We start from the raw sequence: 19,591 nt of genomic DNA on the forward strand, positions 1-19,591 counted from the left end.
CTTTAAATTTTTACAAAAATACCTTAATATTTTACTGTTTTATAGCCCCCGGCAGAATTTATAGGATTTTGGGACCAACCCTTTATAAAAGCGGCGACAACAGCCTGCACAACTTTTCGGGCAATTGTTTAAACATAGTGCGCCTGGCCCAGGTTTTAGGGTTAATTTGGCGCGCGTTTTTCAGGTCGTTATAAAATACATCGCGTAACTGACCGGCAATCTCATTATCGTAAATGAGGCTGTTTACCTCAAAATTGAGTTCAAAGCTACGGTGGTCCATATTGGCGGTGCCAATAATGGCCAACTGCCCATCGGATACAACGGTTTTGGCATGTACAAACCCTTTTTGATAAAGGTAAACCTCGGCGCCGGCAGCCAGGATCTCGCCATAGTAAGACCGCGCGGCAGCATTAACCAAAGCCGAATCGGCTACAGCCGGTACCAGTAATTTCACCTTAACCCCACTCATTGCTGCAATACAAAGCGCGTCGAGCACACTTTCGCCTGGTATAAAATAAGGCGAGGTGATCAATAACTCCTCTTGCGCCAGGGCAATAGTTTCCAGCAAGGAAAACATAATGGTGGGCGTGTCCGAGTCGGGGCCGCTGGCGGCTATTTGTACAATAGCTTTACCGCTTGTTTTTTTAGTGCAAAAATACTCGGGCACTATAGGCAATCGCTTACCGGCGCAAAAGTTCCAGTCGCAAATAAAAACATTTTGCAGGTAGGCCATCCCCGGGCCATTGATCATTACGTGGGTATCGCGCCAATACACCTGCTTTTTACCGGTATTGATATACCTGTCACTCACATTTATCCCGCCTACAAAGCCGGTACAACCATCAATAACAATAATTTTGCGGTGGTTACGGTAGTTGGTACGGTTAGATAGCGCAATGAACCATATCTTGTAAAACGGATAAGCCTCCACCCCGCCGTCTATCAGTTCCTGTACAAATTGTTTACGTATAGACCGGCTGCCAAAATCATCATAAATTAAGCGGACTGCCACCCCTTCGGCCGCTTTTTGAATTAAAATATCTTTAATCTGATTGCCGATATCCCCATTCTCGAAAATGTAGTATTCCATATGGATATGGTGCTTTGCTGCTTGCAATGCTTTGATCACTTCAGGAAATTTTTCTTCGCCGTTCAGCAGTAGCTTAACGGTATTACTGCCTGTTAACGGACTATTGTCCCTAAGCAGCAGCCGTGCCAGTTTTTGATGCCGCTTTACCTGGGGGTTGCCATTGTTCCATGCTTTTTCAGATTCATTTTTGATATTTTCTCGTATATCATCAAGTAATTTACTGTCGTTGATTATCTTTTTACTATAAATTTTGTTTTTACGATAATTGGCCCCAACAGCAAAATATATGATGATACCAATTCCCGGTAAAAAAATAACCACCAGCAGGTAAGCAAATGTTTTACTGGTCGAACGGATATCATACAACACCTTCAAACAAACAAAAACAACCAGCAGAACATATAAAGCGGTGAGGATATACCAATGCATTTTAGGTTTATTTGCGGTAATGGGCTAAGGTTTGTGCACAACTGTGCCTATAAAATAACTGCGGATGAATATAAGAAACAAATGCCGAAAGCATTCTACCACTTTGCATAGCTGGAGATACTTTTATGCGCCCGGTCTGATTTTGCCCGGTTTTTTAATGCTTATTTTCAATTAATTATAGCGCCCTTTGCGTTGTGGGTCTTCAAGAAAAAGCGAAACAAATATTTTTTGTTCGGTCCGTACAGAATGGATTCCCGGGAGGCCTTTTAAATACCTGTCATCGTAATAGATAAAGTGTTCAAACCCTAAGTTCACATTTTTTATTATCTGTACGGTTATGCGGGGTTTTAAAATACTCATATGATTGATACCTGCCGCACCAACTGTGGTGTGCAGCAAAAAATAGTAATAAACCAGCGATGCACTGGCATATTTGCCAAAATTTATGGTGCTTTCAACCTTTGCTTCCATACCATTATTGTAGGTATAATCCCTAACCTGCGAGGTATCCGGCCCAAAGCGGGTGCTATATCCGGCTAAAGGCACCAATGCAAAATGAGCATTGGTATAAACATTAATTGCTTTGCTTATTGGATATTTAGTGAATACGCCACCGCCAAAACCAAGTGCACCTAACTCAAAAGTTTTGTTGTCCCAATAATCGTCATACTGAAAAGCGCCATATAGCATAGATAACTTACCCCAATGGGTATTATCTCCTATCAATATCCCGTAACCGGTTAAATTATCCAACAACTTACGGCCCGAGCCAAAACTAAACTCAGTACGTAGCCTAAAAAAGTCGAATGGTTTACGGTACCGTTCTTCAAAGGGGTTTCCATAGTCAAGCTGCAGGTTATACAGCATCTCGGTAGGCCCTTTACCAAAAACCGTTTTATTATCTACGTTAATTTTATGCACCCCGGTAAACATGGTGATATTAAGAGGTTCTTTCTGGTATACCTCCTTAGTGGTTTTTCTAAAAGATTTTCCTTGTAACAGCCTGTTAAGTCCCCTAACCGGATCAACAAGACCCGCAGCAATTTCCCTGAATACCCTTTCGCCGCCTGTAGTACGGTCATCTAAAATATTCGAGCTTAACCGGTAAAAAATTTCGCCCAAAAAGGCGCCGTTAAGGGGCGTATTGATCACATCGTTATAAGATGGGCGCGTATTCTCGCCAAAGTATTCCCACATCAGGCTGCCGCCTATTGCAAAAGGGATGGATTGCACATAGTTGTAGCCCTGCGAACGCGCTGCATTAAAATACATAGACCCGGTATATGGGTGCCCAATGAAATTGATACCAAAACGGTCTGAATCCCATTCCCAGCCTTGCTGTATATTATATTTCCATGTTGTTGGGCCAATGTGCGAAAAATCCTGGTTAAGGATAAACCTGTCTAACGACCAGGTGAATGCATTTATCCCTACAACTTCAACGGCCGGTTTCCAGATAGGGTATTTCAGGTTATACTTCGGATCGTCATTCAGTAAATCGCCATATTTATTTTGGATGGTTGTATCTATCAACGGGCTTTTTGGAGGCTCGTTCACAGAGTCGGTAAGTAATTTCTTTTTGGTTTCTTTTATCTCTTTCAATTGCTGCTTACGGGCCCCTTGTCCCGGTACAATGGTATCGGTTGCCAGTGGCTTTATTTGAGCAAATAAGCAATTACATGTAATTAACAGGATGGTTAAACACATTAATGCCTTTTGTTTGCGAAGCAGATATGAAACCGGGCCATTAGTAAAAGTATTAGGATACATGATACTTACCTATTAGTGAATTTATTACGCCATCAGCACTTAAACTATGTGGATAAACCGTTTGCCGGCAATCAACACCAGTAAAAAGGGAACTATAAATTATAAGTAATTGTTTGCCCCTGATAGCGTTTATTAACTATTATCCCCATGTTTGCATACCAATCGATATTAATTTATAATGGCCGGCATCTACATCCACATCCCTTTTTGTAAACAGGCTTGTCATTATTGCGATTTTCATTTCAGCACCTCGTTGAAATACCGCGATGAAATGGTGCAGGCTATTTTGAAAGAGATCCGCTTGCAAAAGAATTACCTTGATAATGAAACCATTGAAACCATTTACTTTGGCGGCGGTACGCCATCTTTGCTCAAAGCAGAGGAGATCGATCAGATCATTAATACCATAACCGGTTTACATACAGTGGCTGCGAATGCTGAAATAACGCTGGAAGCCAATCCCGATGACCTGAACCAGCAAGCCATACAGGCTTTACGCCAGACACCTGTAAACCGTTTCAGTATAGGGATACAATCTTTTTTTGATGACGACCTGCAATGGATGAACCGTGCCCATCGCAGTCATGAAGCCGAAGCATCGGTAAAACGCGCGCAGGATGCTGGTTTTGAGAATATCACCATCGACCTGATTTACGGCTACCCCTTGTTGACGGACGCTAAATGGCAACAAAATACAGCTATGGCCTTCGCGCTGGAAGTGCCGCACCTATCCGCCTATTCGCTTACGGTAGAACCACGTACGGCATTAGCATCATTCATTAAAAATAAAAAGCAACCGCCCGTAAGCGATCAGCAAAGCGCCGATCAATTTATAATGCTAATGGACGCGATGCAGCAACAGGGTTTTGAGCATTACGAGATATCCAACTTTAGTAAACCCGGCCAATATTCGCGCCATAACACCAATTACTGGCGTGGTGTAAAATACCTGGGCATAGGCCCCTCGGCACATAGCTTTAACGGTGATACCCGGCAATGGAATATTCCCAATAACGCCAAATACCTTGCCGGATTAGCTACCGGCCTTGTGCCTGCCGAAACCGAGATACTAACCGAAGAGAACCGCCTGAACGAATACATTATGACTTCCCTGCGGACCATGTGGGGGCTTGACCTAAATAAATTAGAAAACATTGCCGCGGGCACAAAACACCTATTGTTAAAAGAGGCACACCTGTTTTTTGATAAAGGCTGGTTGTTTCAGAATGGAGGAATTTTAACGCTTACCCAAAGCGGAAAACTATACGCGGACCATATAGCGGGCGAGTTGTTTTTTTAATGTTGTAATTGGCTATACTGCATCGGTATGGCATTTCATTATAAAACAACGTTATAACCTATTAAAAAATTTCGTGCTCCAATAGTGTAAAATTGATGTTATCTATAGCATAACTGAAGTTTTGGTTAACTAAAATTGCCTTGTACTCTTACTGCCATTATTATTTTAATTAATACCCCATGATATCAGCCCATACATTATTATCGCCTTTCGACCTGGAATCTAAATCATTATTAACGCATTTGCGCTGCCCCGAGTGTGGTAAGATATACGATGCTTCGGTTGTACAAACGGTATGCAATAATGGCGAGTGTGACTCGTCGCTTTTTGCGGAATATAACCTTGACGACGCGCTATCTAAAGACATATTGATCGGTCGCCCTGCTAATATGTGGCGTTACCGCGAATTTATGCCGGTGACAGAACCCGAAAATATTGTTACCCTGGGCGAAGGGTTTACCCCTATCCTGCCTTTACAAAACCTGCAAGCTATAGCAGGCGATATTCAGGTTTACTGGAAAGATGAATCAGGCAACCCAACTGGCTCGTTTAAGGCCCGCGGCATCAGCGCGGCAGTGTCAAAAGCAAAGGAATTAGGTATCGATACGATAGTTACGCCAACTGCCGGCAACGCGGGCGGTGCTTTGGCAGCTTATGCCGCAAGGGCGGATATAAAAGCAGTGGTTTACATGCCAGCGCTTACCCCTAAGCTATTTAAAGATGAATGCCGTTTGTATGGGGCACAACTGATAGAGGTTGATGGCAGCATTAGCGATTGCGGTAAACTTGCCCATGCCGATGCTGTTAAAAATGGCTGGTTCGAGGTATCAACTTTAAAAGAACCTTATCGCCTTGAAGGCAAGAAAACCATGGGCTATGAAATTGCCGAGCAGTTTAACTGGCAACTGCCCGATGTCATTTTATACCCTACCGGTGGCGGCACAGGCTTGCTGGGGATATGGAAGGCTTTTGACGAAATGGAGTGCCTGGGCTGGATCGATAACCACAGGCCAAAAATGGTGGCTGTACAATCTGATAGCTGCAATGGTATAGTAAAAGCCTTTCACACCGAATTGAATGTTTCGGAGTTTACCGATGGTGGTTTTACCATAGCAAACGGGCTGCGTGTACCAAAACCTTATGCAGACAAACTTATTTTAAAAGTTTTACGTAAAAGCCATGGTAACGCTATCAGCGTAAGCGATGCTGACATGGCCATAGCTTTAAAAGAAATAGCCTGCCATGAAGGTATGCTGATAGCACCCGAAGGCGCCGCTTTGTGGCATGCGTTTAAACAATTAAAAAGTACAGGCTGGCTGCACAATGGCCAAACCGTATTGCTGCTAAATACCGGCAGCGGTTACAAATACCTGGAGAATTTATCCTGAATACCCCATACTTAGTTAAATAGACACGTTATGTGAGCACCCGCCAAATTATTTGGCGGGTGTTTTTTTTTGCCGCACTCGTTACACTTAGTTATTAGTTTATCCCTGTTGTTTTTATCCAAAAAACAAGGCTACTCCATTTAGCTATACGAATTATTAATACCTAATAATTTAAAAATCAATTATTTAATTAAAGTTCGATATTTTATAAAATCCGCCTAAATCAAATTCTCGTTAATGGCTACAAATAGAAAAACATACACTAATGAAAAAATTATTTATCACAACAATTGCTTTAGTAGCTATCGCGATTGCTCCTAAAACTTATGCGCAAACTAAAATGGTTGGAGGCGCTGCCATGTATCCCACAAAGGATATTATTGATAATGCAGTTAACTCGAAAGATCACACCACATTGGTGGCTGCAGTTAAAGCAGCCGGACTTGTTGAAACCCTTAAAGGGGCTGGGCCATTCACTGTTTTTGCGCCAACTAACGAAGCTTTTAATAAGCTGCCAAAAGAAACCGTACCGACCCTGCTGAAACCTGAAAACAAAAGCACATTGACCAAAATTTTAACTTACCATGTAATTGCCGGTCGCTTAAGTGCCGAAGATTTGATGGCTAAAGTTAAAGCAGGTATGGGCAAAACCGAATTAACTACCGTTCAGGGCGGTAAATTATGGGTAATGCAACAAGGCAAAAAACTTTACCTGGTTGACGAAAAAGGCGGCAAATCGTGGATCACTATTGCCGATGTATTCCAAAAGAACGGGGTGATACATGTGGTTAACACCGTATTAATGCCTAAATAATTTGCAGGTAGTCGCGATATAAAGTGGCAACGATTGGTGATTGGTATGCTGTATGCCATCAGTCAAAAGTCCCGGTGTGTAGTGCGCCGGGACTTTTGTTTGTCAGGCAGGCATCAAAAACTATATTACATTTTGCTGGCCGGCAATATCAAATATTTTTGTAGCGTTAAATTAACATTACTATGGCATTAAAGCTGACATCAATTGATAGGGTTGACCATATCACTAAAGATGATTTTGTTAAAAATTATCTGGAGCCACGTAAACCGCTGGTTATACGGAAAGCAACTGAAAGCTGGCCCGCCCTGCAAAAATGGACCTTCGATTATTTAAAAGAAGTTGTAGGCGATAAAACTGTACCGCTGTATGATAGCTCTAAAGCCGATCCATCAAAACCTATCAACGCGGCGGCATCTGAAATGAAGTTTGCCGATTATATTGACTTGATACAGTCGCAACCTACCGATCTGCGTATCTTTTTGTTCGATCCCATAAAACAAGCGCCGGGTTTGCTGGACGATTATCGTTCACCTACCGATTTAATGGGAGGTTTCCTGGATAAATACCCCAATATGTTTTTCGGCGGCGCAGGTTCAGTCACGTTTTTACATTATGATATTGATTTGGCGCATATCTTCCATACCCACTTCAACGGGCGCAAACACGTAATACTTTTTGATAACAAATGGAGCGAACGACTATATAAGATCCCGTACGCTACTTACGCGCTGGAGGATTATGATATTGAACAGCCGGATTTTGAAAAATTCCCCGCCTTGAATGGCGTAGAAGGGCAAGAAATTATTTTGGAACACGGCGACACCTTGTTTATGCCTACAGGCTACTGGCATTGGATGAAATATCTGGATGGCTCGTTCTCTATTTCGCTGCGCGCCTGGGACAAATCATGGGGCATTAAAGCTAAAAGCCTTTATAATCTAACCATCCAACGTAAATTTGACGATTTTATGAAAAAGAACTTCCGGGCGAAATATATGAACTGGAAAGAAGAGCTGGCTGTGAAACGGGCGGAGAAAAGTTTGAAGTCGAAAGTCTGAAGTCTGAAGTTTCCTTTTGTCATTTCGAACGAGGAACGAGGAGAAATCTTCTGCATAATGCTTATTTACGTGTATAAGATTTCTCCTCGCCCCTTACACAACCGCTTCAGCTCGTTCGAAATGACATTTTGGTGATCTCTGAGGTATTTTAACCCTCTGAACCTATTCATCATAATATCCCTCGCGGTATACCAGTACCGATTCAGGCATATCGTCTTTACTATCTTCATAAGGCGCATGCACGGTGATACCGAATGTGGGGGAATCGAAACCGCTATCATCCGCTATTAATTCCATATCAAACACCGTAAACAGTTCAATTAGTTTGGTGTAGGTTTCGGCTAACATATCTATGTCCCTGAATTCCGGTTCGGGTGAGAAAAATTCGAAAGCATTTACCCGATCATTAGCGTCAAAATAGATCAGCATATCGCGTTGCGGATAAAAGTCATAATACTCCTTTATCCCTTCAAAATCATCAGCACCGCTTTGATAATCCTGGTTAATTTTATCGCGCAGCATTTGCCTTGTATCGGTAAAATTTAAATCGCCAACGGATTGAAAGGGAACTATCTTCATGCAGCAAAAGTAGGTAAAAGCTTTCATTTTTATGGTTTACACATTTTCGTCTAAAAAAATCTTAATTATCTTAATAACAGCTAATTAAATAACAAAAACGCCCAAATTTTGTAAACCATGTAAACCATGATTTTATACTCACCCCGGCAACCGTACAAAGTATAACATTAATTTAACCAAAAACATTTAGCTTTACTTCATCATATGGAAAAACAGGTTTTATGCTTTGGCGAGGTCTTGTGGGATGCGTTCGGTTACGAGAAAACGGCGGGCGGCGCACCAATGAATGTGGCTAACCACCTAATACAACAAGGCGTAAAAGCCCAGTTTGCCAGCCGTGTAGGTAACGATAGGTCGGGCAGGGAGTTGATATTGAATTTGCAGGACAGGCGGTTGTATTTTGACGAGCTGATACAGGTTGACGAGAAATTACCCACTTGCGAGGTTACTGTTGAATTAGATGCTAATAAACAAGCCAGCTACATTATCCCCAAACCGGTATCGTGGGACAATATCCAGGTTGACGACGCCTTTATAAACGCAGCTAACAATACCGATGTTATTGTATTCGGCAGTTTGGCCAACCGCGGCGATGTAACACGTAATACACTACGAACCCTGCTTGAAGAAAGCAATGCCACCAAAATATTTGATGTAAACCTGCGCGACCCGCATTATGAACTGGCCACTATTGAATTACTGGCGGCTACAGCAGACGTAATAAAAATGAACGAAGCAGAGGCATCGTTATTAATTGGGGGCGGCAGGGGCAAAAAGCTACAGCAAAAAATTATTGAGTTCCAAAAAACGTATCATAATCATACCATTATTATTACACGTGGCCCCGAAGGGGCTATGGTTTGGCACGATGAGCAGTTTTATGAACATCCGGGTGTTAAAGTTGAAACAGTGGATACTGTGGGCGCCGGCGACTCATTCCTGGCTACATTTATTGCAGGTATGTTGGCAGGGCAACCTATTCCGCAAATATTAGCTAAGGCCTGCCATATCAGCGCTTATGTAACTACCCAGCGCGGAGCAAACCCGGTTTACCCCAAAGGGCTATTGGACTAAAAGCGAAAAGATTGAAGCTGAAAGCTTCTTAATTGTCTTTGGCTTTACGCTTTTGGCTTTAAGCCTTCGGCTGATTGTCATATCTGCCTAACAATTCAACTTTTACCCTTTAGGCAGCAAACTTTTCAATAAAAATATCCGTTCCTTTATACAAGAAAGGCTTACATGCGCGGTTACGAATTTTCGAAGTTTATACCCCGCCAAATTCAAAAAGGCGGTTTTGACGAATTATTAAAGCTATTTTTAGAATTGCTGAACTATACGGCCGGCGATGCAGGCGAAGCGTTGGCCTGGATGAACGAGCTGGACAAGCAATACAACCTCACCAATGACGATTATGGCATGGGTGATTTTATTGACGAGTTGAAGCAAAAAGGTTATCTGAACGAGGACAATCAAAATGGCAACTTCAGCATTACGGCCAAAACCGAGCAAAGCATCCGCCAGTCGGCACTTGAAGAAATATTTGGCAAGTTAAAAAAATCAGGGCGTGGCAATCACCGTTCGCCGCAGTCGGGTCAGGGTGATGAGAAAAATGCCGAACGCCGCGAATTTGAGTTTGGTGATAGCTTAGATCAGATAGATATGACGCAGTCTATCCATAACGCGCAGGTTAATCATGGCATCGGCGATTTTATGATGACCGAGAAGGACCTGGAAGTAGAGGAAATGGACTTCAAGACCCTCACCTCTACCGTGTTGATGATAGACATATCGCACTCTATGATCTTATACGGCGAAGACCGTATTACCCCTGCTAAAAAAGTAGCGATGGCGCTGGCGGAACTTATCCGCACCAAATATCCTAAGGATACTTTAGATATTGTAGTGTTTGGTAACGATGCCTGGCCGATAACTTTACAGGATTTACCATACCTGCAAGTTGGCCCTTACCACACCAATACCTACGCGGGGCTTGAATTAGCTACCGACTTGCTGCGCCGCCGTAAAACGCATAACAAGCAAATATTTATGATCACCGATGGTAAGCCAACCTGCTTAAAGGAGGGCACCAAATATTATAAAAACAGCATTGGGCTCGACCGCAAGGTGGTGAATAAAACACTGAACATGGCGGCACAATGTAAACGCCTGAAAATACCCATCACCACGTTTATGATAGCTAAAGATCCCTACCTGCAACAGTTTGTCCGCAAGTTTACCGAAACCAACGGCGGCAAAGCGTTCTACAGCTCGCTAAACGGGTTGGGCGAATATATTTTTGAAGACTATATCAGGAACCGTAGAAAGACGGTTAGGTAAATGTGCAGATGCGGATATACGCAAATGTGCAAATGAAAAAATACGACATCGATGGAATCGAAACCAATCGGTGAAATCAACGAATGACATGAGTAAATTACTAACGATAAAAACATTAGGCGAATTAAAGAAAACCGGCTATCGCAGCCGCTCGGTTAAAGATGAGTTACGCGAGAACCTGATTGCACAGTTACAAAAACACGAAGGTGGCTTTGAAGGCATTGTGGGTTATGAGGATACAGTTATCCCCGATCTGCAAACTGCTATCCTGTCGCGCCATAATATTTTGTTACTGGGCCTACGCGGCCAGGCTAAAACGCGTATAGCCCGCTTGCTGGTTAACCTGCTTGATGAGTATGTACCTTATATTGAAGGGTCGGAACTGTACGATGATCCGTTGGCGCCTATTTCGTGGTATGGCCATAATCAAATAGAGATACATGGCGATAACACGCCTATTGCCTGGATGCACCGCAATGAACGTTATACCGAAAAACTGGCCACACCGGATGTTACCGTTGCCGACCTGATTGGCGACGTTGACCCGATAAAAGCGGCTACCTTAAAACTGACCTACTCAGACGAGCGGGTACTGCACTTTGGCCTGATACCACGTGCACACCGCGGCATATTTGTGATCAACGAATTACCCGATCTGCAGGCGCGTATACAGGTATCGCTGTTCAATATCTTACAGGAAAAAGATATCCAGATACGCGGTTTTAAATTGCGTTTGCCATTAGATATCCAATTTGTATTTACGGCCAACCCCGAAGATTACACCAATCGTGGTTCTATTGTAACTCCGTTGAAAGACCGTATAGAAAGCCAGATATTAACCCATTATCCGCGTTCGGTTGAAATCTCGCGCAAGATAACCCAGCAGGAGGCATCATTAACTTCCCAACAACGCGAAACTGTTGAAGCGGATGGACTGGTAAAAGACCTGGTAGAACAGATAGCTTTTGAAGCCCGCAACTCGGAATACATCGATAAAAAATCAGGTGTATCTGCCCGTTTAACTATATCTGCTTACGAGAACCTGATCAGTAATGCTGAGCGCAGAATGATCATCAATGGGGAGAAGAGCACGTTTGTGCGCATTTCCGATTTCCTGGGCGTTATTCCGGCCATTACGGGCAAAATAGAACTGGTTTACGAGGGCGAACTGGAAGGCCCCGCCAAAGTAGCGAACATATTGGTAGGCAAAGCTATAAAGAGCCTCATGCTCCAATATTTTCCTGATCCTGAGAAAGCTAAAAAATCAAAAAAAGGAAATCCTTATGCCGCTGTGATTGCCTGGTTTAGCGATGCCAATAACTTATCGCTTATTGATGGGTTACCTTTCCAGGAATATAAGAAAGCGCTGAACTCGGTAACCGGGTTAAAAGATCTGGTGAAAGCTTTCCATCCGCAACTGAGCGAAAACCAGCAGTTGTTATTAATGGAGTTTATCCTGCACGGGTTATCCGAATTTTCGCAGTTGAATAAAGGCTTCCTGGATAATGGCTTCGCCTTCTCGGATATGTTTGACAGTTTGTTTAATTTGCAGCCCGATGACGACGATGAGTTAGATCTGGATAATGACCGCTATTAAACAACAGATACTCCTATGCATGGCCCGGCGTTTTTAATTTTTGTTGCTGCGATACTGCTACTAATTGATGCTTATTTACTGCATGGGCTTCGTACCGCGCTGGCAAAAATAGCCATCATCCGTAAACCCTACTTCAACATTTTTTATTGGGTATTTTGTGTAGGGATGGTAACGGGATTATTGTGCTGCGTATATTTTAAGCTGAGTGTAGGATTTCGTGCGTCATTTATGATGTTCTTTTTTGTTGCCCAGGTAGCAAAATTGTGTTTTTTACCATTCATGCTAATTGATGATATCCGCAGGCTTATTATCAATTTAACCAGTAAAAAATCAAAAGCCCAAACGCGTGCGGAAGAAAACACCGAAGGCAATTTAAACATTAGTCGCTCAGAGTTTTTAATGAAAGCCGGGATTGCCGCTACGGCTATACCAGTTATTGGATTAGGTGCAGGTATGGCATCTCGCATTGGTATATTTGACTATCACGTTAAGCGGGTTAACCTATACCTGCCTAATCTGCCTAAAAAATTTGACGGGTTACGCCTGGGGCAAATTTCTGATATCCATTCGGGCAGTTTCCATAAAAGGGACCGTGTGCGTATACGCGGCGGAGTTGAAATGCTGATGAAAGAAAAACCCGACCTGATATTCTTCACTGGTGATTTGGTAAACGATAAAGCATCGGATATTGAATCGGTTTATGATTGTTTTACCGGCATTAAAGCGCCGTTGGGTGTATTTTCATGTCTGGGCAACCATGATTACGGCGACTATTCACATTTAACCGGCCTGCCACGCCAAAAAAACCGTGAGCATATGCTGCAGATCCACAAAAACTATGGTTGGAATTTGCTGCTGAACGAAAACAGGCGGCTAAAAATTGAAGGTGAGGAAATAGGTATTTTGGGTGTCGAGAATTGGGGTAAGCTTAGCCGTTTTCCTAAATATGGTCGTATGGACCAGGCGGTTAAAAACACGGATGACTTGCCTGTAAAGTTATTGCTATCGCACGACCCCTCGCACTGGCGGGCAGAGGTTGTGGCTAAATACCCGCAAATTGACGCTGTTTTTGCCGGGCATACCCACGGCATGCAGTTTGGCGTACAAACCGAGCGTTTTCAATGGAGCCCAATTGAATATCTGTACCAGGAATGGGCAGGCCTGTACCGCGAAGCGCATCAGCAGATATATGTAAATGTAGGCTTTGGCTATGTAGGGTATCCCGGCCGAATTGGAATATTGCCGGAGATTACGATATTTACATTAAAATCAGCTGCCGATCCTTTATCAAAAAACCAGGCATAAACCGGTAGCTGCCTGTACATTACCAGTAAATGAAAAAACTGTTTAAGCCGGTTCTTGATTTTATTCTTTTCAGCAATGTTTTTATGGCATTGTGCGGTGTAGCACAAGCCTTGCTCACTTTTCATTTAATTGACGCTAAGCCTGTATATTCGGTATTGGGTTTATTGTTCGCAGGCACTTTGGTCGAGTATAACTTCAGCATACTTGTTAGTAAGCCCAAACAGCCGCAAAAGTCTATACATGCCCGTGTCAGATGGTTTTTCGCCCATCACAGGTTAATGGTTACGTTTACTATCGTTTCCGTGCTGGCGCTGATCCCTTTGTTCTTTCTGATCTCTATCGAATCGCGTATATTACTTGTTTTTTTAGCGGTATTATGCGTTGGTTACAGCATGCCGATATTTAGTATAGGCGATCATAAATTCGGCTTGCGCCATATACCTGGCTTAAAGCCATTTCTTATTACCCTGGTATGGACTATGAGTTGTGTACTGTTACCTGTGCTTGAAGCGCAGGATATGCACCAAACCACCATTAACATGCGCGATACAACCATATTGCTGGCAAAACGCTTCTTGTTTATTGGTGCGCTTACCATACCCTTTGATATCCGCGATCTTTTTCACGATCAGAAAACAGGGCTTAAAACCATCCCGGTGGCCTGGGGCGAAAAGAACGCCTACCTGTTTTGCCAGTTCCTGCTGGCGGGTTACCTTGTACTGCTTTTTATGTTTAGGAATAACGGCTTTACGCTCGATTTTGCAGCGCTGGCGTCTACTATTATTCTAACCGGTTGGCTCATCTTTAAATCAAAATGGGAAAAGGATGAGTATTACTATTTCCTGTATATGGACGGCGTGCTGATTTTACAGTACCTGATATTAGTAGCTTTTAATCTCATATTTAAATAAGTTGTCATCTAATTACAATAACGCCGCCTGGTTTTACGACCGTCTTTCGCGGATGATTTATGGCGATGCTTTAGTTAAGGCACAAACGCATTTCCTACACTATATCCCGGCAAATGCTAATGTTTTAATAGCTGGTGGTGGTACAGGCTGGCTGCTCGAAGAAATTGCTAAAGTTCATCCCTCAGGTTTGCATATCAGTTATGTAGAAATATCTGAAAAGATGATGGCGCAGGCCAGGAAACGCAATGTGGGGAAAAACATAATCACCTACGTTAACTCCCCTATTGAGGCGGCTATTTTATCATCAGGTTTTGATGTAATTATCACCCCATTTTTATTGGACAGTATCCCACCAGTTAGTTTTGATGAAGTATTTAGACATCTTCATCAATTGCTAAAACCAGCGGGCCTGTGGCTCAACACAGATTTCCAGCTAACCGACAAATGGTGGCAGCCACTATTGTTAAAAAGCATGTATTTATTTTTCAAAACGATTGGTTGCGTTGAGAACGTTGACCTGCCTTTAATTAAAAAGCATTTTGCTGATTATGGCTACCTAACTATTGATGAGCAAACCTTTTTTAGGGAATTTGTTGCGGCGACAATATATAAGAAATAGCGTCATCCCGAACTTGTTTCGGGATCCCACTTGCTAAGTGGCCTTTATGATGGGATGCCGAAACAAGTTCGGCATGACGGAGTGAGCAATACTACAGCGCAAACTTATACCCAATACCTCTCACCGTTTGCAGATATTTAGGTGAATCAGGGTTATCCTCTATCTTTTTACGCAGGCGCACAATGTGCATATCCAGCGTGCGGGTGTTTACATCGGCGTTGTAACCCCATACTTCCATCATCAGTTCTTCGCGGTTAATTACCTTGTTTTTATTCTTCAGGAAATATAGTAATATGCGGTTCTCCAATATGGTCAGTTCCACTTTTTTCCCGTCCTTTATCAGGATATGGGTATTAGGCTGATGTTCCATATTTGCAAACTTGTACGATTCTGACTTTTCACTATTCAGCGAGAATTTGATCTTGTTGTCAATCAGCGCCACCAGTACATCCATGTTGTATGGCTTGGTAATATAATCAGATACGCCAAAGTTATAGGCTTCTATCTTATCAATATCCTGCGCCTTGGCCGTCATCATAATAATCAGCTTGTCAAAACCCCGCTCGCGTATGCTTGCGCATACATCCGAGCCTTGTTTGCCAGGCAGCATCCAATCCAGTAATACAATATCGGGCTGCTCGGCTATTATCATTTTTTCGGCTTCATCGCCATTGGCTGCTTCAAATACTTTATAACCTTCAGTATGTAAGCGTTCGGCTACCAGGAAACGAAGGTTTTCATCATCTTCAACCAGGGCAATTTTTATTTCTTTGTTCATAGTTTAATTTTCATAAGGGAGCGTTACAATAAACTCCGATCCTTCATTTACCTTGCTTTTAACGGTAATCTGTCCGTCCATAAAATTAGCCAGTTCTTTGCAGAATGCCAAACCAAGGCCAACACTACCATTTTGGTTATATTTATTTTCTATACGGTAAAACTTTTTAAATACGTTAGAAATTTCACTTTTGGGTATACCGATACCTTTATCAGCAAATGAAAATACAATATTTCGCTTCTCTGTCAAAATAGTGATCAAAACTTCCTTTTTATCCGGGTGCGAATATTTGTAAGCATTCTCTATCAGGTTTTGGAATATACTGCCCAGCAACACCGGGTCGGTATAAAGGGTTTTTATCCCAGGCTGAATTTTATAGGTTAATTTGAGGTCGGGATGTTTTATACTGAAGGTATCCACATACTTCATCACAAAATCTTCTAAATCTATTTCTTCCTCTTTTATCTTAATCGACCGGTTCTCTATCTGCGTGAACGATAGCAGTTTGTTCATTAAATCGTTTAATTTATCGGCTTCCTCGTCTAATATTTTACCGTAATGTTTCCGTTGGCGCTCGGTTAGTTCAGCCTCGCTACGCAGGTTCGATCCGGCAATTTTTATTACGCTCACCGGAGTTTTGAATTCGTGGGTAAAATTGTTAATGAAATCGTATTGCAGCTTAAATAGCTTTATATTAATATTCAGGTTACGATAAATCAACCAGCCTATCACTACCAAAAAAATATAGATCAGCAGTACAATTCCAGCAGTTGGCATAAACCTTCGCCTTATCTCATCGTTCAAATAATTTTTATCCGATTTAAAATACAGCTTATAATCTGCAAAAGCACCCGGAAAGGCCGCCTCGGTAAAAAGTTTGTCGCTGCTGTTATCCAGGGGATCATAAACTACCGGCTGTATGGATATATCCTTGTATAATTCCTTATGGATGTTGGTTACATCGAGTTGGTAAGGATCAAGGAAAAAGGTCATCATATTTTGCCTTGAAAAGGTTGATGGGCGCCCGCTGCGCTGTAGTTCACGATAAGTCCTGATTTCGGCCGCCCGGGGGATATTCATATAGCTGATCTTACCCGGTTTAATATCGTAAAACGTTTTAAACAGCTCATCGCCGGTTGGGCCACGGGTAGTATCAGCAGCAGCTATGTAATTGCTTAGCTTGTCTACCATCAGCTTAAAATCGCCTTCTTCAGCGGTGCCATATTTGCGGATACCACTAGTAACCCCATCATTTTGGGTATATTGATAAACCGCTTTTGCAGCAATACCCAGTTTGCCTTTGGTATGCTGGGCTGTTTGGTTACCTATGGCTATGTCGTAAAAAACTATTTTTTTCACGAAGGGGTAATCGTTAAACACGTCCGATGCATAGCTGGCGGCCGAGGCCGAATCGAGAAAGCCGTTGTAAGAGGTTATTTGCGGTATCCTGTTTTGAAAAAAATCGGCATACGGCTTAGTGGTTTGCTCCATAATATCGCTCTTTTGCGAGTAAAACTCATTCAAAACGTATTTGGAAGTAAAGTCGTAAGTAATAATAAGGGCAACAACCAGCGTTACCGAAATCATGATCAAAAAAGCGCTGATCAGTAAAAGATTTTTCCGGTAAACGTTTTGAGTAACCTGCATGCCTAACAAACCTACGGTTTAACCCGCATATTATTATCCAGGAACTTTTCAATCTCGGTGTACATCAGCATACGGTTTCGTTCACTAAAAAACGCTTTTTCGTTTTCCTTGAACATAAAGGTTACCGGCACTTTTCGGTGCTGCAATTCACTTACAAATTGTTTTATCTCGCTAATGTTTGCCCTGGGGTCTCGTCCGCCCTGTATAATTAATAAAGGTAGTTTGATCTTGTCAGGGTGGAATACCGGCGAAATAGCCCTGAATTGGTTGGCATCTGTTTCGGGGTTCCCTACCTTTTCATACATCATTTGTATACGCGATTTAAAAAACGGCGGCACATCTTTCATGTAAGTGAAAAAGTTAATAAGCGCGTGCTGCACTATAACGCAATTGTATAGTTCGGGATGGAATGATGCACCATATAAAGCCGAGAAACCTCCAAAACCACCACCCATAATGGCTATTTTTTTGGGGTTGGCAATCTTCTGGGCTATCAGCCATTTCACGCCATCGGTAATATCGTCCTGTATCTTACCGCCTACCTGTTTAAAGCCCGCGCTATAAAAGGCCTTACCATATCCTGTAGAGCCACGGTAATTCACCTGAAATACCGCATAACCACGATTGGCTAAAAACTGCACTTCGCTGCTATAACGCCAGCTATCACGGTTCCATGGGCCATCATGCGGTAATACCACAACCGGTAAATTGGTTTTATCTTTATTTTGGGGCAGGGTTAAATAACCGTTTATCAGCATGCCGTCGCGAGCCTTAAATGCTATGGGCTGCATCGCGCACAATTCATCAGGACTAATACCGGGGTTAGTCTCTCCAATTTTGGTCAGCTTTTTAATAGCCGGTTCGCATAGATAATATGATCCGGGATCGCGGTCGGTATAGGTATTGATAATGAATTTCTTTTCTGCACTATCACGATCAGTTATCCTGATCTTACTACCCTTTAGCTGGTTGCTTAAATCGTTATAAATATGTTCAATATCTTTATCTAAAAAGTGGGTTTGCTGCTTAGCGCCCTCCCAGCTAACCGATTCGATACGGTGTTTATATTTTGCATAGCCAACGTCGGATATATCTGCTTTGTCACTGGCAAACACTACTGTCTCATCCTTGCTGTTCTCGGCATTTATTTTCACCAGGGCGCTCTTGTCGCGGTTGACATTTGATACGGCGTAGAAATAATTTTTATCGCCGGTAAAAGCAATCGGCTGTACCGAATTTTTAAAATTATTTTTAATAATGGGCTTAAAAGATGCGAAATCATTGGCGCGGTAAAGAATGGATTCATCTACTCCATCTGATGATTTTGCCAGGCGTATCTTTCCATCCGGATCGGGAAACCAATCGGTAATATTACCCGGGTTTATCACATATGTTTTCAACTCGCCGGTGCGGATATTCAAACGATAAATATCAAATGTAGCCGAGTCGCGCTTATTCATGCTGATGGTGATCACATCCGGCTGCTGTTTGTTCTTTGTCAGTATCAGTTGCATGCTGGCTTTATCCTGCGACAGCAGGGTGCGCATTTGCATAGTAGCCAGATTAAGCGCATAAAGTTTAATTTGTTTAAAGGAGATCAGGTCCTGCGAGAACACCAATTGATCGTTAATTGTCCAGGCATAATCCCGGCGCACAGCATAGTCGGTAAACGATGTTACACGGCGTTCCTTACCATTGCTAAGATCCTGAACAAACAGGTTTTGCTTTTCTTTAAAAGGCTTTAGGTATGATATGTACTTTCCGTCGGGGGAGATCTTAAATGAGCTTTTTTCGGGTGTCTTAAAAAAATCACGGACGGGTATTTCCCTCACCTGCTGTTGCTTGCAGGCTTGTAAAGCAAAAACCAGTAAAATAATAACCGCGAAAGGTTTATACTTGATTCGATGATACACTTAGCGCTCTCTTTATTAACCAGGTCAAATTAGATAAATACTTTAATCGAAACAAC

Annotated in this window: 16 protein-coding genes; 10 read left to right on the forward strand and 6 right to left on the reverse strand. The window is 42.5% G+C overall.

What is annotated here, in order from left to right; all coding sequences use genetic code 11:
* Positions 1–82 precede the first annotated feature (82 nt).
* Together cls and IRJ18_RS13925 are read right to left on the reverse strand one after the other, a co-directional pair.
* Positions 83–1,519 carry a cardiolipin synthase gene (gene cls, locus IRJ18_RS13920; RefSeq protein ID WP_194106929.1) on the reverse strand — a complete coding sequence of 479 codons (1,437 nt, stop codon included), beginning with the start codon at positions 1,517–1,519 and terminating at the stop codon, positions 83–85.
* 171 nt (positions 1,520–1,690) lie between these two features.
* Positions 1,691–3,289 carry a DUF3943 domain-containing protein gene (locus tag IRJ18_RS13925; protein WP_194106930.1) on the reverse strand — a complete coding sequence of 533 codons (1,599 nt, stop codon included), beginning with the start codon at positions 3,287–3,289 and terminating at the stop codon, positions 1,691–1,693.
* Between the two features lie 178 nt (positions 3,290–3,467).
* Between IRJ18_RS13925 and hemW the strand changes: the two genes are divergently transcribed.
* The 4 genes from hemW to IRJ18_RS13945 all read left to right on the forward strand — a co-directional run bounded on the left by hemW (position 3,468) and on the right by IRJ18_RS13945 (position 7,849).
* Positions 3,468–4,589, forward strand: a complete 1,122-nt coding sequence (hemW, locus tag IRJ18_RS13930) for a radical SAM family heme chaperone HemW (RefSeq protein ID WP_194106931.1) — start codon at positions 3,468–3,470, stop codon at positions 4,587–4,589.
* 179 nt (positions 4,590–4,768) lie between these two features.
* Positions 4,769–5,977 (forward strand): threonine synthase, encoded by a 1,209-nt coding sequence (locus IRJ18_RS13935; protein WP_194106932.1) that lies wholly within the window; start codon positions 4,769–4,771, stop codon positions 5,975–5,977.
* A gap of 265 nt (positions 5,978–6,242) precedes the next feature.
* Positions 6,243–6,791, forward strand: coding sequence for a fasciclin domain-containing protein (locus tag IRJ18_RS13940; protein ID WP_194106933.1), 549 nt, complete (start codon positions 6,243–6,245; stop codon positions 6,789–6,791).
* 182 nt (positions 6,792–6,973) lie between these two features.
* The gene (locus IRJ18_RS13945; RefSeq protein ID WP_194106934.1) at positions 6,974–7,849 is read left to right on the forward strand and encodes a cupin-like domain-containing protein; all 876 of its coding nucleotides are present in this window, start codon (positions 6,974–6,976) and stop codon (positions 7,847–7,849) included.
* A gap of 162 nt (positions 7,850–8,011) precedes the next feature.
* On the opposite strand, the gene IRJ18_RS13950 is transcribed toward IRJ18_RS13945, so the two are convergent.
* Positions 8,012–8,428 carry a hypothetical protein gene (locus IRJ18_RS13950; RefSeq protein WP_194106935.1) on the reverse strand — a complete coding sequence of 139 codons (417 nt, stop codon included), beginning with the start codon at positions 8,426–8,428 and terminating at the stop codon, positions 8,012–8,014.
* A gap of 204 nt (positions 8,429–8,632) precedes the next feature.
* Here IRJ18_RS13950 and IRJ18_RS13955 point away from each other — a divergent pair, with 204 nt between their 5' ends.
* The 6 genes from IRJ18_RS13955 (at position 8,633) to IRJ18_RS13980 (ending at position 15,197) form a co-directional block, all read left to right on the forward strand.
* Complete coding sequence (locus IRJ18_RS13955; RefSeq protein WP_194106936.1) at positions 8,633–9,502, forward strand: carbohydrate kinase family protein; 870 nt, start codon at positions 8,633–8,635, stop codon at positions 9,500–9,502.
* Positions 9,503–9,667: 165 nt separating this feature from the next.
* Entirely contained in the window at positions 9,668–10,765 is a 1,098-nt protein-coding gene (locus tag IRJ18_RS13960) for a vWA domain-containing protein (RefSeq protein ID WP_194106937.1), read from the forward strand.
* An 88-nt stretch (positions 10,766–10,853) separates the two neighbouring features.
* Positions 10,854–12,362, forward strand: a complete 1,509-nt coding sequence (locus tag IRJ18_RS13965) for a sigma 54-interacting transcriptional regulator (RefSeq protein ID WP_194106938.1) — start codon at positions 10,854–10,856, stop codon at positions 12,360–12,362.
* A gap of 15 nt (positions 12,363–12,377) precedes the next feature.
* Positions 12,378–13,667 (forward strand): metallophosphoesterase, encoded by a 1,290-nt coding sequence (locus IRJ18_RS13970; RefSeq protein ID WP_194106939.1) that lies wholly within the window; start codon positions 12,378–12,380, stop codon positions 13,665–13,667.
* A 29-nt stretch (positions 13,668–13,696) separates the two neighbouring features.
* A complete protein-coding gene (locus IRJ18_RS13975) occupies positions 13,697–14,578 on the forward strand; it encodes a UbiA family prenyltransferase (RefSeq protein WP_228072865.1) in 882 nt (293 codons plus the stop codon).
* Position 14,579: 1 nt separating this feature from the next.
* Positions 14,580–15,197 carry a class I SAM-dependent methyltransferase gene (locus tag IRJ18_RS13980; RefSeq protein WP_194106940.1) on the forward strand — a complete coding sequence of 206 codons (618 nt, stop codon included), beginning with the start codon at positions 14,580–14,582 and terminating at the stop codon, positions 15,195–15,197.
* A gap of 91 nt (positions 15,198–15,288) precedes the next feature.
* On the opposite strand, the gene IRJ18_RS13985 is transcribed toward IRJ18_RS13980, so the two are convergent.
* From IRJ18_RS13985 to IRJ18_RS21225, 3 genes are read right to left on the reverse strand one after another with little or no spacing between them, the layout of a single operon-like run.
* Positions 15,289–15,975 (reverse strand): response regulator transcription factor, encoded by a 687-nt coding sequence (locus tag IRJ18_RS13985; protein ID WP_194106941.1) that lies wholly within the window; start codon positions 15,973–15,975, stop codon positions 15,289–15,291.
* 3 nt (positions 15,976–15,978) lie between these two features.
* A complete protein-coding gene (locus IRJ18_RS13990; protein WP_194106942.1) occupies positions 15,979–17,622 on the reverse strand; it encodes a sensor histidine kinase in 1,644 nt (547 codons plus the stop codon).
* 11 nt (positions 17,623–17,633) lie between these two features.
* Positions 17,634–19,535, reverse strand: coding sequence for a S9 family peptidase (locus tag IRJ18_RS21225; protein ID WP_194106943.1), 1,902 nt, complete (start codon positions 19,533–19,535; stop codon positions 17,634–17,636).
* Between the last annotated feature and the right edge of the window lie 56 nt (positions 19,536–19,591).

This window comes from Mucilaginibacter boryungensis, assembly GCF_015221995.1.
In the GTDB taxonomy this organism is placed as follows: Bacteria; Bacteroidota; Bacteroidia; order Sphingobacteriales; family Sphingobacteriaceae; genus Mucilaginibacter; species Mucilaginibacter boryungensis.

Excerpts from the sequence above, each read along its gene's own strand:
- cls (WP_194106929.1), bottom strand. The coding sequence starts at position 1,519 with ATGCATTGGTATATCCTCACCGCTTTATATGTTCTGCTGGTTGTTTTT.
- IRJ18_RS13925 (WP_194106930.1), bottom strand. The coding sequence starts at position 3,289 with ATGTATCCTAATACTTTTACTAATGGCCCGGTTTCATATCTGCTTCGC.
- hemW (WP_194106931.1), top strand. The coding sequence starts at position 3,468 with ATGGCCGGCATCTACATCCACATCCCTTTTTGTAAACAGGCTTGTCAT.
- IRJ18_RS13935 (WP_194106932.1), top strand. The coding sequence starts at position 4,769 with ATGATATCAGCCCATACATTATTATCGCCTTTCGACCTGGAATCTAAA.
- IRJ18_RS13940 (WP_194106933.1), top strand. The coding sequence starts at position 6,243 with ATGAAAAAATTATTTATCACAACAATTGCTTTAGTAGCTATCGCGATT.
- IRJ18_RS13945 (WP_194106934.1), top strand. The coding sequence starts at position 6,974 with ATGGCATTAAAGCTGACATCAATTGATAGGGTTGACCATATCACTAAA.
- IRJ18_RS13950 (WP_194106935.1), bottom strand. The coding sequence starts at position 8,428 with ATGAAGATAGTTCCCTTTCAATCCGTTGGCGATTTAAATTTTACCGAT.
- IRJ18_RS13955 (WP_194106936.1), top strand. The coding sequence starts at position 8,633 with ATGGAAAAACAGGTTTTATGCTTTGGCGAGGTCTTGTGGGATGCGTTC.
- IRJ18_RS13960 (WP_194106937.1), top strand. The coding sequence starts at position 9,668 with ATGCGCGGTTACGAATTTTCGAAGTTTATACCCCGCCAAATTCAAAAA.
- IRJ18_RS13965 (WP_194106938.1), top strand. The coding sequence starts at position 10,854 with ATGAGTAAATTACTAACGATAAAAACATTAGGCGAATTAAAGAAAACC.
- IRJ18_RS13970 (WP_194106939.1), top strand. The coding sequence starts at position 12,378 with ATGCATGGCCCGGCGTTTTTAATTTTTGTTGCTGCGATACTGCTACTA.
- IRJ18_RS13975 (WP_228072865.1), top strand. The coding sequence starts at position 13,697 with ATGAAAAAACTGTTTAAGCCGGTTCTTGATTTTATTCTTTTCAGCAAT.
- IRJ18_RS13985 (WP_194106941.1), bottom strand. The coding sequence starts at position 15,975 with ATGAACAAAGAAATAAAAATTGCCCTGGTTGAAGATGATGAAAACCTT.
- IRJ18_RS13990 (WP_194106942.1), bottom strand. The coding sequence starts at position 17,622 with ATGCAGGTTACTCAAAACGTTTACCGGAAAAATCTTTTACTGATCAGC.